The sequence below is a fragment of the Algoriphagus hitonicola genome (assembly GCF_900113375.1).
GTDB lineage: Bacteria > Bacteroidota > Bacteroidia > Cytophagales > Cyclobacteriaceae > Algoriphagus > Algoriphagus hitonicola.
Map to the genome: position 1 here is coordinate 102,492 of NZ_FOPC01000008.1, position 17,583 is coordinate 120,074.

Consider the following 17,583-nt stretch of genomic DNA (forward strand, 5'->3'; position numbering starts at 1 on the left):
AGTATCTAAAATCTAAGAAAAAATGTACGACGTTATAGTAATTGGTTCAGGTCCCGGAGGATATGTGGCAGCAATCAGAGCTGCGCAATTAGGGATGAAAACCGCCATAATTGAAAAATATTCAACCCTTGGAGGTACCTGCTTAAACGTAGGCTGTATTCCTTCCAAAGCACTTTTGGACTCTTCTGAGCATTATCACAATGCTGCTCATACGTTCAAGACTCATGGGATTAATCTTTCCAATTTGAAAGTAGACCTTAAGCAAATGATTGCCCGAAAAGATGATGTGGTGAAGCAAAATGTGGATGGAATTCAGTTTTTGATGAAGAAAAACAAAATCGATGTTCACCATGGGGTTGGCTCTTTTGTGGATTCGACCACAGTCAAAGTGACCAAAGAAGATGGCAAGTCGGAAGAAATCAAAGGTAAAAATATAATTATCGCCACTGGCTCAAAACCTGCGTCGCTTCCATTCATCAAATTGGACAAAGATCGGGTAATTACCTCCACGGAAGCTCTGAAGATGAAAGAAATCCCCAAGCATCTTATCGTCATCGGTGGTGGCGTGATAGGAATGGAACTGGGCTCTGTCTATGGAAGAATGGGATCCAAAGTTTCTGTGGTCGAGTTTATGGATTCTTTGATTCCATCGATGGACAAGACCATGGGAAAAGAGCTTCAGAAATCCTTGAAGAAACTCGGGTTTGAATTTTTCCTCAAGCATAAAGTCACTGCAGTAGAAAGCAAAGGCAAAGAGGTAACGGTCAAGGCTGAAAATGGAAAAGGAGAGACTATCGAACTCAAAGGCGATTATGTCTTGGTTTCAATTGGAAGAAAGCCGTACACCGAAGGCTTAAATGCAGAAGCAGCTGGTGTGAAACTCAATGATCGAGGTCAGGTAGAAGTCAATGAGCATTTGCAGACTTCTGCATCCAACATTTACGCGATTGGAGATGTCGTTAAAGGTGCGATGCTTGCGCACAAGGCAGAAGAGGAAGGCGTCTTTGTCGCAGAAGTGATCGCCGGGCAAAAACCGCATATCAACTATAATCTGATCCCCGGAGTGGTGTACACTTGGCCGGAAGTCGCTTCAGTAGGCTATACCGAGGAGCAATTGAAGGAAAAGGACATTAAATATAAGACTGGCAAATTTCCATTCTTAGCTTCCGGACGAGCCAGAGCATCCATGGATACCGATGGATTGGTCAAGGTTTTGGCGGATGCCGAAACGGATGAAATCCTTGGAGTACACATGATCGGTCCTCGTACGGCTGATATGATTGCCGAGGCGGTGGTAGCAATGGAATACCGCGCGTCTGCAGAAGATATCGCTAGAATGTCCCATGCTCACCCGACTTACACGGAAGCGTTTAAAGAGGCCTGCTTGGCAGCAACAGAGAATCGGGCATTACACATTTAAGCAAGAAAAAATACTTTTACGGAAAGCCATCCCACCAGTTGAGATGGCTTTTACTTTTTGGAGAAATTGATTTACTTCCAAGATGAAATTTCGAATTGCAATTATTGGGGCAGGAAATGTAGCCTGGCATTTAGCCCCTGCTTTGGAAGAAGCGGGTCATGAAATTACAGAGGTTTATGCCAGGACCAGTGAAGCTGCTAAAGAAGTCACTAAGCGACTTTACACCACCGAACCAAAATTGGATCTTGATTTTTCTGAAAGTCGGGCCGAAATCTTCATCCTTGCGATCAAGGACGATACCGTGGCAGAAGTTGCCGATTCGATTATATTACCGGAAGGCAGTATTTTAGTCCATACCTCAGGGACTCTTCCCCTGGAAATTCTATCGTATAGTTCGGCGAGTTTTACCGGGATTTTTTATCCTTTACAGTCCTTTACCGCTGGACAAAAAATGGATTTATCGGAGGTTCCATTTTTGATTGAATCGTCTGATCAGGAAGTTCTTCAGAAATTGAAAAAAATGGCTAAAAGCATTTCTAATCAATGTTTTATTGTAAGGTCAAAGGATCGAAAAGCGATTCATGTGGCAGCAGTTTTTGCAAGCAACTTTTCCAATCATATGATTCGGATCTCAGAGGAAATCATGCAAAGACAAGGACTCGATTTCGAAATGATGAAACCGCTGATTGTCGAGACTATTTCAAAAAGCCTTCAAATAGGAGCAAAAAAGGCCCAAACCGGGCCCGCTATTCGTGAAGATTACGAAACCTTGGAAGATCATTTTCGATTTTTAAATTTCAATCCGGAACTGGCTGAAATTTATCGATTGATCTCCCAAGATATCATTGATAGTTAACCATTCCAGCTACCAAATTTACCATTTTGATAGTCTTGGTAAGCTTCCCGAATCTGAGCCTCCGAATTCATCACAAATGGTCCTTGAGCCACGACGGGTTCATTAAACGGTTTGGCATGTCCCAAAATGATCACTGATTTTTCAGTGGCTTGAACTTCAATTTTTTCGCCCGTATTCTCAAATTCAACCAATTGGCGATAATCCACTTCTTGGCTATTGACGGTCACTTTGCCTCGGACTACGTAGAAGAAAATGTTTTCCTCCGTGGGAATATCCTTTTCAAATTTGCTTCCTTTATCTAGGTAAATGGTGCTCATCGTAACGGGAAAAGTTCCTTCAAAAGCGCCTTTTACACCATTCCATTCCCCAAAAAGCTGCTGAACTTTTACCTTGGCATCGTCTAGTTCAAGCACTGGAATTTCTTCTTTTTGAAGACCGATGTAATTAGGTGTCATCATTTTCTTTGATGCGGGAAGATTCAACCAAAGTTGTAAAATCTCCAAATCACCTCCATTCTTCTTGAATTGATCACTGGAGACTTCTGCGTGGATCAAACCTTTACCAGCAGTCATGTATTGTACACCGCCCGGCCCGATTACGGATTCATGACCTGAGCTATCCTTGTGCATAATATCGCCTTCAAGGATAAAAGTTACGGTCTCCATCCCACGGTGCGGATGTGGGCCAAATGGTAATCCACGATTATGTGCTGGATAGGTCTGATGGCCGTGATGATTGAGAAAAAGAAAGGGATCAATCATCTCCAAGCTTTGGGTCGGCATAGGGCTATAGGTGATTAAATCCGCAATGGGTCGATATTCTGAATCGTGTATTTTTTTGATGGCTCTCATAGGTGAAAATGATTACATTAAATGTATATACATGGAATGGCATTTTTCAATAGATGGTTCAAAAAATCAAGGATTTAATTCAGCTTTTTGTCAAGAGTTAAAATGGTTTTTAAAAGCACGTTGGCGCCATTCGCGATTTCTTCTTTGCTGGAGTATTCGTCTGGCGCATGACTGATGCCATCCTTGCTTGGGATAAAAATCATTCCCATTGGGGCAATTCGAGCCATTTCTTGGGCATCATGTCCAGCTCCACTTGGCAAACTCATTGTAGTCAGACCGAGTTCTTCAGCAGATTCTTTGATGATTTGCCGAATAGATTCATTGGCTATTGCAGGTTTGGAGGCCACTTCGATATGTTTGACCGAAACTTCTACTCCGAATTCTTCCGCAAATTCCTCCGCTTGACTTTCCAAACTTTCATAGAGCGACCAGATTTTTTCGGATGAGAGATCTCTGATTTCGAGGGATAATTTCACTTCCCCTGGGATCACGTTTCCAGCTCCAGGTGAGGCTTCGATTTTCCCGACTGTACCTACTTGTCTTCCTTCTTCGGCACGGATAGTTTCATTGACTTCTAAAATAAACTTGGCTGCGGGAAGCATAGGGTCTTTCCTCAAATTCATCGGGGTGGTCCCGGCGTGGTTTGCTTTTCCTTTGAAGGTAAATTCCCACCACTCGATCGCGACGATTCCTTCGACAACTCCAATATCAATTTCTTCATTGTAGAGATTGGCGCCTTGCTCAATATGTAACTCTAAAAAAGCGGCTAAGTCTCCCTGTTTACGTGCCATTTCTGGGATTTTATCAGGATTTCCACCCAGTTGACTGATTCCCTCAGCTTGGCTAACTCCCGCATTGCTGACTACTTTCAGCGCCTCCTCGTTGAGTTGGCCGACCATTGCGCGACTTCCAATGACTCCGCCTTCCTCATTAGCAAAAATGATCACTTCCAAGGGATGCTGAGTTTCGATATTTTGCTCTTGTAAAGTCTGAATGACCTCAATAGCACTTAAACTTCCGACGGGACCGTCGTAGTGTCCTCCATTGGGCACTTCATCAATATGGGAGCCGAAGGCGATGGGTTTTAAATCGGGGTTTCTTCCCGTCCGTTTTCCAATGATATTTCCTGCAAAGTCCACTTTTACTTCAAGTCCAGCTTCTCGCATTAAGCCTTGCACATATTCTCTTGCTGCCATGTCGTGGGTAGAAAATGCGACACGGTCGGACCCTTGAGCATCATTTTTTCCATAGTTGGACAAGTGCATCAAATGCTGATGGAGTCGATCCGAATTGACCAGGATCTCTTGTGCCAAAGAAACTGTGGCGCTGATAAAATAAATGCTGAGCGTGTAGAGTAGGGCTTTTTTCATCTACTCAATTTAGAGTTTAAAAAGCTAAGAAAAAACTTCTTTTTCTGGCCGATTTGGCCACAATTAAAAAAAGAAAAGTCCCACTTTTCAGCGGGACTTAGAAGATTTATTTCAACCAGGCAAGTTTGACTTCATCAGGAGCTTTCATCCGATCTGCCAATCGCATGTAGCGGTCTGCCAGATTAGAAAGGTAATCCTGAGCCTTGGAAGCCATGTCATTGAGTCCTGTGACAGCTTCGATTTTCCAGTAATCTACTAAATGCTGAATGATTCGAGCATAATCCCAACCGGTGTAGATTCCTACTTTCTGAGTAATCTCTGAGAAATCTCTGTAAAGTGATTCTCTTTTTCCACCTTCTCCCATGAGGACGGCTGGCATGACGATTTGCTTTCGCATCATTTTTTCAAAGGCCACCATTGCCCCACTCGGGTCTATTTCGAAAATTTTAGCCATAAATGACTTATAAGCTTTTTCATGTCTAGCCTCATCCCCTGCGATAGTTTTACATATTCTGGAGAGTACATAATCTCCCGCTTTATCGGCTAACTTACCAGTATTCACGTGTGAGATTTTTGTTGCACGCTCCTGAAAAGAGGTATAAATCATCGCCTGATAAGGGTCAGATTCAGACTTAGGGTCAAAGCCGTTAGAAAGCAAGCGGTGAATGGTTTGCTCCACTGCTTTCATATCCACTCGACCAGTGAGATAGAGGTATTTGTTTAGAAGGTCACCGTGCCGATTTTCTTCAGCTGTCCAGGCTTTGGACCAGCGAACCCAGCCGGAAGGAGACAGGAGGCTTCGCTCCTCATTTATTCCTTCCAACAAGTTGAAATAAGTTTGGTAAGAAGGCAAAGCCTCCTCGGTGATCATATTTCCAACAAGGGAAGTCAAGACGGTATCCGGAATTCCTTCTGCTCTTTTTTGTAATAATTTCACTTCTTCGAAAACTTCCGGATTGTGAAAATCGGGAAGGAAATCTGAGGGTTGCCAACATTCATCAGGGTCGACCAAAACATTGTCTACCGCATCCCCCACCAAGTCATCTAGTTGGGAGATGACTTCCATGTTTTTTTCTAGTTCGTAATTGATTTCTACTGATTTCATGGGTAATTAATTTATCCGAAATCCTCACTTCGGCATTGAAATGTCCTATAAAGGTACTGACAATTAAGCAGAATACACATTGAAATGTTCAATGCACCATTTGGAATTCCATGAATGGGCAAAAAATTGCTTTTATCTACTTAAAAAGTAAATAGAGCCAAGTCTGAACATAAGGCTCTATTCACTTTTAAATTGATTTGGATATGGATCAATAATCCAATTTGTAAGCAACAACTTTATTTTTGAAAAAAGTCGGCACGTAAACGACTTTATCAGCAGGATTGTATCCGATATCAGCTGTGTTGGATTCCTCTTCTGTAGTATCCAGCATTTTGGTCTGATCACCCTCGGAGGCGAACCAGATTTCACCCTGCCATCTTGATGCTACAAAATTACCATCACCTAAAATCACCAATCCGTCACCCCCCGTTACTTGGTCATTGATTACTGTGGCGCTTCCGTCTGCGTTCCATTTTTTCAAACCTGAAGCATCCAAGCCATAAATAGTACCGTCGTCTGCTACAGCAATTCCATTGATAGATTCGTGGCCTTCGGAAACGGTAGAAATCTCTCCATTGGTGTAAAGATGGACTTTACCGGTATTCATATCAGTGAAATAGACATTTTCTTCGAAAGTGGCTACATCGTTGAGAAATTCTGCTCCCTCGACTGGCCAGCGGTTGGTGACAGTAGCAGTAGCAATCTCGATTTCTACCAGATCGGTAATGTCAGTGACATATAATTTTCCGTTGGCAATACCCATTCCTTTTGGGGCATTCAGACCAGTCACCCAGTCTTGACTGATGATGTTGCCATCCTTGTCAATAATGGAGATAGATCCTTTTCCGTCTTTTTCCTGAGGATCTTGACCAATGATGTTGGAAGTATAAATCGCTCCCGTAGCTTCATCATAAAGTACGGACTCCACAGTTTCAAGAGTTGCAGGAGTTTCCCACATCATAGTTAGGGTGGGGCTTTTAGCCTCTTCAGCAGGCTGATTTTCTTCTACTTCTGTGGTTTCTTCCGTTTTTTGTGGGCTGCAATAGGTAAATAGTGCTACGGCAGAAAGGCCTAAAATCCCGACTTTCAATTGTGTTTTCATAACTATGGTTGATTAGATTCTATGATTTAGTTCTAAGTTCGTAAATAATTTTCACCAAATAAAATCCTGAATCAAGTCTTTTGTTTCAGGCTCTACCTAATTTTTAGTATTAAATATATGCAGTGGCATAGAATTGTTTTGAAAAATGCTTTTCATTTATATTGGTTTTACCGCTGGTGGATTTTTGATGTCAGAAAACTCAAAAGGAATTAAATTCAAACCAATAAAACACAGCAACCATGAGAAAATTTCTACTCCCAGCCCTATTATCAGGGCTTGTTTTAGCTTGCGGTCCTAAAGAAGTGACCGTAGATTATACCCAAATGAGCGACGAAGAACGTCTTCAAGCAGCTACTGAAATCGCTCAGTCCACTATTATGGTCGATGGCCACGTGGATCTGCCCTATCGGATGAAAGTCGGTGGATTTACCCTTCAGCGTGAAATTCTTGATGTTTCGGTCCGCACACCGGATGGGAATTTTGATTTTCCAAGATCAAGAGAAGGGGGATTGGATGCGCCGTTTATGTCGATTTATATTCCCGCAGGAAATCAAGCTATCCCAGGCGCTTCCAAGGCATTGGCGGACTCACTGATTTTAATGACCGAGCGCTTGGCCAATACTTTCCCGGATAAATTTGCGATGGCCTATAGTCCCGCTGATGTGGAGGCTAACTTTAATAAAGGAGTGATTTCTCTTCCGATGGGAATGGAAAACGGTTCTGGGATAGAAGATGAATTGGCCAACGTGGAATATTTTCACGGCAGGGGAATTCGATACATCACGCTGACACACGGCAAAGACAATCTTATCGGAGATGCGAGCTATGACACCACGGGCACTCACGGTGGATTGAGTGAATTTGGTGAGCAGGTAGTCGCCGAGATGAATCGAGTGGGAATCATGGTGGATTTGAGCCATGTTTCTGATAATACTTTCCGGGATGCCTTGGCCATTAGCAAAGTCCCTGTTATTGCTTCTCATTCCTCAGTTCGGAAATTTACGCCGGGTTTTGAGCGAAACATGAGTGATGAATTGATCAAAGCAATGGCTGATAATGGTGGTGTGATGATGATTAATTTTGGAGGATCCTTCATCGATTCCGCTTATGCGGCAGGCTCAGCCAAAGTCCGAGAGCATATTGTCAACTGGTTGGCAGAAAACAATTTAAGTCGGAGGGATTCGGCGGCTCAAGTTTATATCAAGGAATATACTGCAGCTAATAATCCATTTCCTACGGTGCAGCGCGTGGCCGATCATATCGATCATGTGGTGAATTTGGTAGGGATAGATTATGTGGGTTTTGGGTCGGATTTTGACGGGGTGGGAGATTCTTTACCGACTGGATTGAAAGATGTGTCGATGTTCCCCAATTTGATCGCTGAGCTTTTGAAACGAGGATATTCCAAGGAGGATATCGAGAAAATCTGCTACAAAAATATTTTCCGGGTTTGGCAGGCTGTGGAGGATTATGCGGCTTCTCAGAAATAGAGGTATTGAAAAAAACTAAAAATAGACCCAATTGATGGTTATGCGCTGGGTCTATTTTTTTAGGACTTCCAAAAGTTGGGAAGGAGTAAAAACTGGCAGATTTGACCGTTTAAAATCTTTGAGATTTCGGGTTAGGATGGACTCATATCCATATTCCAAAGCAGTATAATATTGAAGAGCATCTTCAAAATCTCGGAAGTCCATGTTATTTAGACTCAAATCGATGAATTTTTCATTCAGCGGCTTAACTTGAAGTAGAAGCTTGAATTTCCGTATCAGCTCTTTGGCGGATTCTGGCTTCACCAATTTTAAAAGATGATAATGAGTATTGGCAATAGATAAGACCGAAACACCACAGCTTATTTCACCTTTCTCAGCAAGTGAAAATATTATTCCAGCTTTGACATCAAAAGGCTTTCTCTGGGTTAAAAAGTCAATCAAAATATTGGCGTTAACAAAAATTCTTTTCATTGATACTTTTTTTCCAGGTATTCTCTGTATTCTTTTTTATAGTCGTAATCTTCAGGCAAAGGACCTGCTGCCCCCATCAAGCTTTTAACTAACGGGCTGATATGAGTATGATCTAATTCTTCTTCTTTAGGTTTGGAAATCCCATCCAAATAGGTTTCTATTAGTTTTGAAAGGCTAGTTTTTTGCTCTAAGGAATATTTTTTTGCTCTTTCGATCACATCCGCGTTAAGACGAATGGTAAGTTTGCTGTCCATAATTAAGTGAATTTTTGACGTATAAATTTATATTTATTGTACGACATTTTATCAACTCGGTTGATTTTTTTAAATGATTGAATTCTATTAGATGAATTTGATTATGTAGAATTCTGCCAGAAGTAGAATATCCTTTGATATTCGGGTTGAGAGAACCATGAGCGAAGCTTGCTAAAAATGAACTTTAAAGCTGATTTTAAGCCATTTAATTTCCTAACAGGCAAACAAGCGGATGATCAGATTAATGAATGTTGAGACATATTACCCTATTCAACTTTATAATATTTTTTTTACTAATTTCTTGATTTATGGAACAACTTGAAATCCTGCCATATTTTCCTGTTTTCTTTTTGAAAGTTCTCTTTTTCAGTCATTTTGACCGAAAAATGCAATTGGATTTTGATTTGATGAATAAGTTTTGAATACATTCTCAAGCAACTAAACCACTATCAATACATGGATTTTAAGCAATTCACGATCAAGTCTCAGGAGGCGATCCAAAAGGCTGCTGAGCTGACGATGGCTTCGGGTCAACCCGCCATCGAAACGGCTCATTTGCTAAAAGGGATTTTCTCCGAGGATGAAAATGTCACCGACTTTGTCTTCAAAAAACTCGGTGCAAACAAGCAATTACTTTCCCAAAAGCTAGATGAGCAATTGGGAAAACTCCCCAAAGTCAGTGGGACCAATCAGCAGCCCCATCTTTCGAATTCGGCCAACCAAGCCTTGATCAAAGCCAAAGATTACCTCAAGACTTTTGGAGACGAATATGTCGCCATCGAGCATTTGCTTTTGGCGATCCTTGCGGGAACTGATGCCACAGCCCAACTACTCAAAGATCAAGGCTTGGCAGAAAAGCCTCTGATTGAAGCTATTAAGGAACTTAGAAAAGGAAATAAAGTGACCGATCCCAACGCAGAAAGCAAATACAGGGCTTTGGAAAAGTATTCCAAAAACCTAAACGAATTGGCCAAAAAGGGTAAAATTGACCCTGTAATCGGCCGTGATGAAGAAATCAGACGGGTGCTGCAGATTCTCGCCCGTCGTACCAAAAACAACCCCATCCTGCTCGGGGAACCTGGCGTGGGAAAGACGGCAATTGTCGAAGGACTTGCGCAGCGCATCGTCTCCGGAGATGTGCCGGAAAACCTGAAAAGTAAGACGCTGATTTCTTTGGATATGGGCTTGCTTGTCGCAGGCGCCAAGTACAAGGGTGAATTTGAGGAGCGACTAAAAGCCGTAATCAAAGAAGTAACCGACGCCGAAGGAGAAATCATTCTCTTTATCGATGAGATTCATACTCTGATTGGAGCTGGGGGTGGAGGCGAAGGAGCCATGGATGCAGCAAACTTGCTTAAGCCGGCCTTAGCAAGAGGGGAGTTACATGCCATCGGAGCGACCACGTTAAAGGAATACCAAAAATACATCGAGAAAGACAAAGCCTTGGAGCGTCGTTTTCAATCGGTTATTGTGGATGAGCCGGATACGGCAGATGCGATTTCCATCCTACGCGGTATCAAGGATAAATACGAACTCCATCATGGTGTGCGAATTAAAGATGATGCAGTGATCGCTGCAGTGGAACTTTCGCAGCGGTACATTTCTGACCGTTTTCTTCCCGATAAAGCCATCGACTTGATGGATGAGGCAGCCGCTAAACTCCGAATGGAGATCGACTCATTGCCTCAGGAATTGGATGAATTGAACCGTCGAGTCATGCAGCTCGAAATCGAGCGGGAGGCGATCCGAAGAGAAAATAATAAAGACAAAGAAGCAACGCTAAGCAAAGAAATCGCTGAGCTTTCCGAAAAACGACAGTCGGTAAAAGCCAAGTGGGAAAGTGAGAAAGCGGTGATTATGGGTATTCAGCGGGAAAAAGAAGCTATCGAGAAGCTGAAACTCGAAGCCGAACAAGCCGAACGATCTGGAGATTTTGGAAAGGTAGCCGAAATCCGGTATGGAAAAATTGTGGAGTCCGAGAAAAAATTGGAATCCTTCAAGTCCCAATTGGCAGAAATGCAGGCTGGTTCGCCACTGCTGAAGGAAGAAGTGGACAACGAGGATATTGCCTCTGTGGTCTCCAAATGGACAGGTATTCCTATCAGTAAAATGATCCAATCCGAGCGGGAAAAATTACTCCATCTCGAAGACGAATTGGGTCGAAGAGTAGCCGGTCAGCGAGAAGCGATCGCAGCATTGTCAGATGCCGTCCGCAGAAGCCGAGCCGGATTACAGGATCCCAAGCGCCCGATTGGTAGTTTTATCTTTATGGGTACGACTGGTGTGGGTAAAACCGAACTGGCAAAAGCCTTAGCCGAATACCTTTTCAATGACGAGAATGCCATGGTGCGGATCGATATGTCCGAATATCAGGAACGACATTCGGTCAGCCGATTGGTTGGAGCGCCTCCGGGATACGTGGGATACGATGAAGGCGGTCAGCTGACTGAGGCTGTTCGGAGAAAACCATATTCCGTGATTCTTTTGGACGAGATCGAAAAAGCGCATCCGGATGTATTTAATATCTTGCTCCAAGTGCTCGACGATGGTCGATTGACCGATAACAAAGGCCGTATTGCCAACTTCAAGAATACCATTATCATTTTGACCACTAATATCGGTTCGCACCTGATTCAGGATCGGTTTGCTGAGATGGAGGAATGGAACAAAGAGGAGCTTTTGGAAAAAACCAAAGCTGAGGTCTTTGACTTATTGAAGAAATCAGTCCGTCCGGAGTTCTTGAACCGAATCGATGAGACGATTATGTTTGAGCCGCTGAATAAGCAGATCATCCGCAAGATTGTCGATATTCAATGGAAAGAAATTCAAAATCGACTCGCCGAATCCAATATTGAGATAGAGGCCACCAAGGAAGTTTTGGATTACCTTGGAGAGGTCGGTTTTGATCCCAATTTCGGTGCGAGACCGCTGAAGCGAACGATGCAGCGCCTGATTCTGAATGAGCTTTCCAAGCAGATATTGGCAGGCTATATCAAAAATGACTCAGCGGTTCTAGTGGATTTGGATGCCGACAAGCAGGTGTACTTTAAGAATGTGGATGCTGCGGTTACGATAGAGAACTAATCTCGGAAAAGCTTTCAGGCTGAAATAGGTAAACCCTTGAGGTCTTTTAGACCTCGAGGGTTTTGTTTTACCTGATGTAAAATGGGGCCAAACTGATTTCTATTCCTTTTCCATTTTTATTTGTCCCATATCTTGAGTAAGCTTTCTCAGAGTTACCTTAACTTCTTTCGATTGATAATGAGGATACGTTAATACTAGCGTAACTTTTTTCTTCTCGAATTTCGAGAGATTGAGCTCAAAAAATCCATTCTTGTCGGTTACTGTACCTGTCGTAGTTCCTTTGACCAATACCGCAATCCCTTGCATCGCTTTGTCTGTTTCATCTATTACCCGAGCTCTGATTTTTGGATCATTGAGGTTTTCGCTTTGTTTTGATTTGGCCTTTTCGATGGCTTGGGCGGGATGGTAGGCTACGAATAGAATAAGGGAGATGAGCAAGAGGAGATTTTTGAAACCGGGTAGTTTGAGTTTGGTTTTCAAGATTCAGAAGGATTAGAATGTTAGAAATTACTAATAGACTAGGAATTTAACCGTTTTTTAAACTAACACCCAAATAATCAAACCTTTATTTTTAGACAAATTATCGATGGTCAACAGGTAATTATCCCCCAATCCAATCCAGATAATTCCCCGAATGGATCACCTCAAAACTGGCATCCGGGTAGGCTTTTGCCCAAGCAGCCGGGGCTTTTGGAGTTTTATTTAAGGTGTATTTGAACTCGTAGCTTCGAAGCTTATCCCCCTCTTCCTCTATCCAATCCAACTCCTGCTGATCATAGGTCCGCCAGAAATAATTGTTGCAATGAATTTGGGTATAGCTCTGAAATTTAAGTCGTTCTGCAGCCAGGTAGTTTTCCCAAAGTTCTCCCACGTCGGATCTAAGATTCAGACGATTGAAGTTCTGAATCAGGGCATTCCTCACCCCGTTATCAAAGAAATACCAACGGCTGCTTTTGACAATCTCTTTTCTAAGATTTTTACTAAAGCCCCCAATCCGATAGACCACAAAAACTTTGGAAAGCATGTCGAGGTATCGTTCCACCGTGTTTTTTGACATTCCCAATTGCCTTCCGAGTTCTTCCAGAGACACTTCTTTACCGATTTGAAATGCAATCAATCGAAGAAGCGAATAGAGCTTTTCCGAGTTTTTGACTCCATCTATCATCAAGATGTCTTTGAGCAAGTAATTATTCATAATTTGATACAGGTAGTCTTCTTTGTCTTTCCAATCCGGATATTGACTTAGCTCGGGATATCCCCCAAAAATGAGTCGCTCTTCACGCTTTTCAAGTGTAGTCTTATAACCTTCCAGCTCCTTGAATTCCATTTGAGCTAAGGGAAAAAGATACACGGTGTTTTTCCGGCCAACAAGTGGCTCACCTAGCTGCTGATGAAGGTCAAAAGCAGATGATCCTGTTGCAATCACATGAATTCCCTCGATGGAATCTACGATTAACTTTAGAGCCATTCCGATATCAGGAATATGCTGCGCTTCATCGATCACCAATAACCCTTTACCAGTCATGAGACGGGTATAATTGGCCACGGACCTTTCCTTTATCAATGCTGCATCCAAGACATCATCTCCATTGAGTATAAGTGTTTCTTCGGATTTCCATTGGGAAATAAAGTGGCGGATAAAAGCTGTTTTACCTACTCTTCTCGGCCCGATCAGCATGAGGACCTTATTGGGTCTTAGTTTTTTTTCGAAGACAGTGTGTATACTGCGTGGGTAAATCTGCATAAATTTGATTTAAAGTCCTGAAAATCAAGTTAAATATCTTGTTTTTTTCTTTAAAAATCAAGTTAATTGACTCAATTAATGTAAATTCCGTCAGTTATGTGACGTAATTAATGTAAAATCCGTCAGTTATTTGACGTAATTAATGTAAATTCCGTCAGTTTAATTAACTCTGAAGGCCATTCGATTTGGGTTGATGCATTGATTTTTGGAGCTTTTTTATGATTTAAAACCATCTTTGGCAAACTATTACTTCTTTCCTATTTTGGATAGATACCATTAATAAATCAGTCGGGTAGAAGCAAATTTGAATCTTAACTTTTTCCTAATTCACCAGTTTCTTCATTATGCACGAACACTTCTTCCATTGTCCTCATTGCTTTCAGGAGATATCCATGCTCTTGGACCCTTCGGTTTCTAGGCAGGAATATATCGAGGATTGTGAAGTTTGCTGCAATCCGATCGAACTCAGTGTAGAATTTGAGGAAGGAGAATTGGTATATTTTGAAGCAAATTCCATCGAACAATAATGCTGTTTCAAAACACAGACACGCTCGAGGAAATCTTGCAAACAGTGAAGCATGAACTGCATCGCGGGGCTTTGGATGCCAAGCATCCTTTTCATTGGGTGAATTTGGGGACATTCGGAAAGGATTTTCCGGAAGTTCGAACGGTGGTTTTGCGTATGTTGACTCAAGATCTCGATTTTTTGGTTTTTACCGATTTTCGATCTGAGAAATGCAGAGATTTGAGGAAAAATCAGAAAGCCACGCTTCATTTTTACCACCCCAAAAAGCAGGTCCAAATTCGAGTTAATGCCCAAACCAAGCTTCATTTTCAGGATGAATTGGCAAATGAAATTTGGAATACTATTCCAAACCATCGAAGGTCAGAATATACCGGTGCTCAAGCTCCCGGAACTTCCATTTCCCGTCCTGAAGAAGGCTGGAAAGAAGGGATTTCTTCCGATCATTTTTTCTGTGTGTTGGAATTTTCTCCTGTAGAAATCGAGGCTTTACAGCTTCGAAGGGAAGGGCATCTTCGGGTCCATTTTTCCAAAAAGGCGGATTGGGAGGGGAGTTGGCTCGTACCTTAACTAGACGAAATTCACGTCCACATTAAAGGGATATTTCATTAAAAACTGAAGGGCTTCTTCGATTTCCAAATCCTCAAAAAGCACTCGATAGAGATTTTCAGTAATCGGGGCTCGCAGATCAGCAGTTTCTAAAAATGCTTTGATGATTTTTACCGTGTTGATCCCTTCGGCTACTTCTTCCATATCGGCCTGAATTTGCTCCAGTGTTTCTCCTTTTGCGAGGCGATAACCGACGGTGAAATTCCGGGAGTTTTCCGAATTGCAAGTGGCAACCAAATCTCCGATTCCGGCCAGACCAATGACAGATTTGACACTACCGCCCAATGCATTGCTCAGGTGGACCATTTCGACCATGCCTCGGGAGATTAACAATCCCTTGGCATTTTCGCCCAAGCCCAATCCTGCGAGTGCTCCGGCGGCTATGGCGATGATATTCTTCAAAACTCCACTGAGCTCCACACCGATGATATCGGAATTTCCGTAAACCTGAAAGCGGTCCGAGCGCAAAAGACGCTGTCCTTCCAGAATCACTTCATTAAATTTGCTGGCGATGACTGTGGCCGCAGGCTGCCCTTGACTGAGCTCGAGAGATAGATTGGGACCGGCAAGACAGCCGACTCTTACCGCGACCGTTTCTTGTTGGATCACCTCGCTCATTGTTAGCAGTTGGCCTCTCCTTAGGCGCTTCATCGTGTCGAGAGTTTGCCCAAAAGGGAGATTGATACATAGTCCTTTGGTACCGTGGATGATGAGATGATAGGGATGAAGAAAAGGGGCGAATTTACGGGCGACCTCTTGAAAACCAGAGGAAGGAACCATGAAGAACAAAACCTCACAGGCCTCGCAAATTTCTTCGGGATCATCAGTTGCTTTAATCAGCGGGTTCAAAGTTCGACCTTGAGCCTGATGTTGAGAATTGATCTCATCCACCACTTCTGATTTTCGTGCGTAGACGATGACTTGGTTTTTTTCGGCGAGCATATTGGCTATAGTCGCTCCAAAGCTCCCGATTCCCACTACACCGATTTGCTTTATTTTAGAAGAGTTTTTCGAGGCCATATCCATGCAATCTGTTGTGGTAAAAATAAAGTAAGCTGATGTCTTCGGTAACGATATCGCCGGATTGATTTCGAAGCAGCGGGCGCTTGGCGTGGTACATGCCGACATTGTCCAAGCCATGAGCTATGATCTGCTCCATACCACGCTTCATGTGCGGAGCTATTTTGATTTGGTGATCAGCTCGCAATTCCAGGATTCGATCATAGACCTGCTGACAGGCGGATTTGAATTCTTCATAAGGAATGACGATCTCCTCCTCAGGAAGCCGGATCAAGTCGAACAGGTCCAATTTCTGATTTTTTGCTTGAATCAACTCAAATGCAGTGAAGGCTACCAAGTGGCTACTAAAGACTCGGTTGATTTTGTGAAACTCTTCCACAATTCTTCTTCCGAGCATATGCGTATATTCCTCTTCCCGCTGCTGATCTACCGTAATTTTTCCATTGGACATGAAGTAATCTCTCGTATCAATGATCCTTCCATGCTTGTCTAGGCTTTTTCCATCCTGATCGACGTAATTGCCCAAAACATCCATCGCACGGCCTACTGAGACCGAAATGTCAGAACCTTTGGTGAAGAATTTGAAAAGGAACTTGGAGATTTTATAGGAAGTGGAAAATTCATCATTTTCCTTGTAATAACGCTCTTGACCAGTGATGCTGAGATGATCCCGGATCAAACTTGGTGCTTCCAGGACAAAGTGGTAATTGATCGTAACCGGAACGATGAAGATTTTGCCGGAAATGTCATTTTGCTCGTCTTGAAAATTATTCCGCTGCGCTTCAATCGCGGTGCTGAGTAGCCCAAGCTTAAGTTTGGATTCGATCATCCCACTGCGGCTTCGCGTGCCTCCGGGGAAAAACAGGGAATGACAGCCAAACTGAATTGCTTCTTTGGAGTACGTTTTTAAGGTCTCCAAATACATCAGATTTTTCTTTCTCCGATCCACTTTATAAGCCCCCAAGGCATTCATAAAGTAGGCGAAAATCGATATATTAAACAGATTTAATCCCGCTCCATAGATAAAGGGCGGAAGACCCAAAACCGAAATGATCCAACCGATCAAAATACTGTCTAGATTCGAAAAATGCGTTGGGACCATGACTACAGTTCCTTTGGTCGCCAAATCCCGGAGCTGATCGGTTTCTCCGGTGATTTGGATTTTATCCTGAAGGGTAAATTGATTGCTGAAAATTGAGCGAAAACCTTTTACCCGTGCTGCATTGAGAAGCCGTGCAAAGCCAAAGGTGACCACGCTTCGGGTAAATTTATAATGCTGATGTTTGAAGTTACTTGCGATTTCCTCAGAGTATCGAGTAGTGATTTTTTCCAAGATGTCTCTGTAGGCCTTTAAGCGGGTACTTTTATTCAGTTTGGTATCTGAGTTGACATGGAGTAAGGAACTTTTGACTTTTCCCCAAAATTCCTGCTCATCATCGGGATCCACCGCCCAGGGGTTTTGTTTGATCCGAAGTTTTTCCCGGTAAAGCGTCGTCTCCAGTTCCTCTTTGAGAAGGTCGGGATTGCTGTTGATCAGATTGAGGATTCGGTCTTGGGATTTATCGGAGACCTGCTTGATAAATTCCTTTCGCTCCCGCGCCAATTTGACCACAGGCCATTCGTTTTTGCTGGGCAAAATCGGTTCATATCGATGTTTGATGTATTTCTCCTCCAAGGTCCGTCA

General features: G+C 42.8%; 16 protein-coding genes. 6 read left to right on the forward strand and 10 right to left on the reverse strand.

The annotated features are described in order from the left end of the window. Window positions 1–22: 22 nt before the first annotated feature. Window positions 23–1,420, forward strand: a complete 1,398-nt coding sequence (lpdA, locus tag BM043_RS12055; protein WP_092791985.1) for a dihydrolipoyl dehydrogenase — start codon at window positions 23–25, stop codon at window positions 1,418–1,420. Window positions 1,421–1,502: 82 nt separating this feature from the next. After that, window positions 1,503–2,276: a Rossmann-like and DUF2520 domain-containing protein gene (locus BM043_RS12060; RefSeq protein ID WP_092791987.1), complete on the forward strand. Its 774-nt coding sequence runs from the start codon at window positions 1,503–1,505 to the stop codon at window positions 2,274–2,276. Here the strand turns inward: BM043_RS12060 and BM043_RS12065 are convergent. From BM043_RS12065 to BM043_RS12080, 4 genes are all read right to left on the reverse strand, one after another. Further along, window positions 2,273–3,127 (reverse strand): pirin family protein, encoded by an 855-nt coding sequence (locus BM043_RS12065; RefSeq protein ID WP_092791989.1) that lies wholly within the window; start codon window positions 3,125–3,127, stop codon window positions 2,273–2,275. The two genes, BM043_RS12060 and BM043_RS12065, sit on opposite strands and share 4 nt — an antisense overlap. A 74-nt stretch (window positions 3,128–3,201) precedes the next feature. Further along, window positions 3,202–4,497: a Zn-dependent hydrolase gene (locus BM043_RS12070; protein ID WP_092791991.1), complete on the reverse strand. Its 1,296-nt coding sequence runs from the start codon at window positions 4,495–4,497 to the stop codon at window positions 3,202–3,204. A gap of 106 nt (window positions 4,498–4,603) precedes the next feature. After that, complete coding sequence (locus BM043_RS12075) at window positions 4,604–5,602, reverse strand: acyl-ACP desaturase (RefSeq protein WP_092791993.1); 999 nt, start codon at window positions 5,600–5,602, stop codon at window positions 4,604–4,606. Window positions 5,603–5,810: 208 nt separating this feature from the next. Beyond that, window positions 5,811–6,704 carry an SMP-30/gluconolactonase/LRE family protein gene (locus tag BM043_RS12080; RefSeq protein WP_092791995.1) on the reverse strand — a complete coding sequence of 298 codons (894 nt, stop codon included), beginning with the start codon at window positions 6,702–6,704 and terminating at the stop codon, window positions 5,811–5,813. Window positions 6,705–6,943: 239 nt separating this feature from the next. On the opposite strand from BM043_RS12080, the gene BM043_RS12085 reads away from it, so the two are divergent. Then, complete coding sequence (locus tag BM043_RS12085) at window positions 6,944–8,194, forward strand: dipeptidase (RefSeq protein ID WP_092791997.1); 1,251 nt, start codon at window positions 6,944–6,946, stop codon at window positions 8,192–8,194. A 51-nt stretch (window positions 8,195–8,245) separates the two neighbouring features. On the opposite strand, the gene BM043_RS12090 is transcribed toward BM043_RS12085, so the two are convergent. Both BM043_RS12090 and BM043_RS12095 read right to left on the reverse strand, forming a co-directional pair. Next, window positions 8,246–8,665, reverse strand: a complete 420-nt coding sequence (locus tag BM043_RS12090) for a type II toxin-antitoxin system VapC family toxin (RefSeq protein WP_143189531.1) — start codon at window positions 8,663–8,665, stop codon at window positions 8,246–8,248. Next, complete coding sequence (locus tag BM043_RS12095; protein WP_092792000.1) at window positions 8,662–8,919, reverse strand: DUF6364 family protein; 258 nt, start codon at window positions 8,917–8,919, stop codon at window positions 8,662–8,664. Before BM043_RS12095 ends, BM043_RS12090 begins: the two co-directional genes overlap by 4 nt. A gap of 456 nt (window positions 8,920–9,375) precedes the next feature. Between BM043_RS12095 and clpB the strand changes: the two genes are divergently transcribed. After that, a complete protein-coding gene (clpB, locus tag BM043_RS12100; RefSeq protein ID WP_092792001.1) occupies window positions 9,376–12,003 on the forward strand; it encodes an ATP-dependent chaperone ClpB in 2,628 nt (875 codons plus the stop codon). A 99-nt stretch (window positions 12,004–12,102) separates the two neighbouring features. On the opposite strand, the gene BM043_RS12105 is transcribed toward clpB, so the two are convergent. Both BM043_RS12105 and BM043_RS12110 read right to left on the reverse strand, forming a co-directional pair. After that, window positions 12,103–12,483, reverse strand: a complete 381-nt coding sequence (locus BM043_RS12105; protein WP_092792002.1) for a carboxypeptidase-like regulatory domain-containing protein — start codon at window positions 12,481–12,483, stop codon at window positions 12,103–12,105. A gap of 121 nt (window positions 12,484–12,604) precedes the next feature. Continuing rightward, complete coding sequence (locus BM043_RS12110) at window positions 12,605–13,747, reverse strand: ATP-binding protein (RefSeq protein ID WP_092792004.1); 1,143 nt, start codon at window positions 13,745–13,747, stop codon at window positions 12,605–12,607. 344 nt (window positions 13,748–14,091) lie between these two features. Between BM043_RS12110 and BM043_RS12115 the strand changes: the two genes are divergently transcribed. Continuing rightward, complete coding sequence (locus BM043_RS12115; RefSeq protein ID WP_092792005.1) at window positions 14,092–14,274, forward strand: CPXCG motif-containing cysteine-rich protein; 183 nt, start codon at window positions 14,092–14,094, stop codon at window positions 14,272–14,274. Further along, window positions 14,274–14,840 carry a pyridoxamine 5'-phosphate oxidase family protein gene (locus BM043_RS12120; RefSeq protein ID WP_092792006.1) on the forward strand — a complete coding sequence of 189 codons (567 nt, stop codon included), beginning with the start codon at window positions 14,274–14,276 and terminating at the stop codon, window positions 14,838–14,840. The genes BM043_RS12115 and BM043_RS12120 overlap by 1 nt, the downstream gene beginning before the upstream one ends. On the opposite strand, the gene BM043_RS12125 is transcribed toward BM043_RS12120, so the two are convergent. Together BM043_RS12125 and BM043_RS12130 are read right to left on the reverse strand one after the other, a co-directional pair. Then, on the reverse strand, window positions 14,841–15,899 hold the full coding sequence (locus BM043_RS12125) for an NAD(P)H-dependent glycerol-3-phosphate dehydrogenase (protein ID WP_092792173.1): 1,059 nt from the start codon (window positions 15,897–15,899) through the stop codon (window positions 14,841–14,843). It abuts the gene before it with no gap. Further along, on the reverse strand, window positions 15,877–17,574 hold the full coding sequence (locus BM043_RS12130) for a 1-acyl-sn-glycerol-3-phosphate acyltransferase (RefSeq protein WP_092792008.1): 1,698 nt from the start codon (window positions 17,572–17,574) through the stop codon (window positions 15,877–15,879). The genes BM043_RS12125 and BM043_RS12130 overlap by 23 nt, the downstream gene beginning before the upstream one ends. Between the last annotated feature and the right edge of the window lie 9 nt (window positions 17,575–17,583).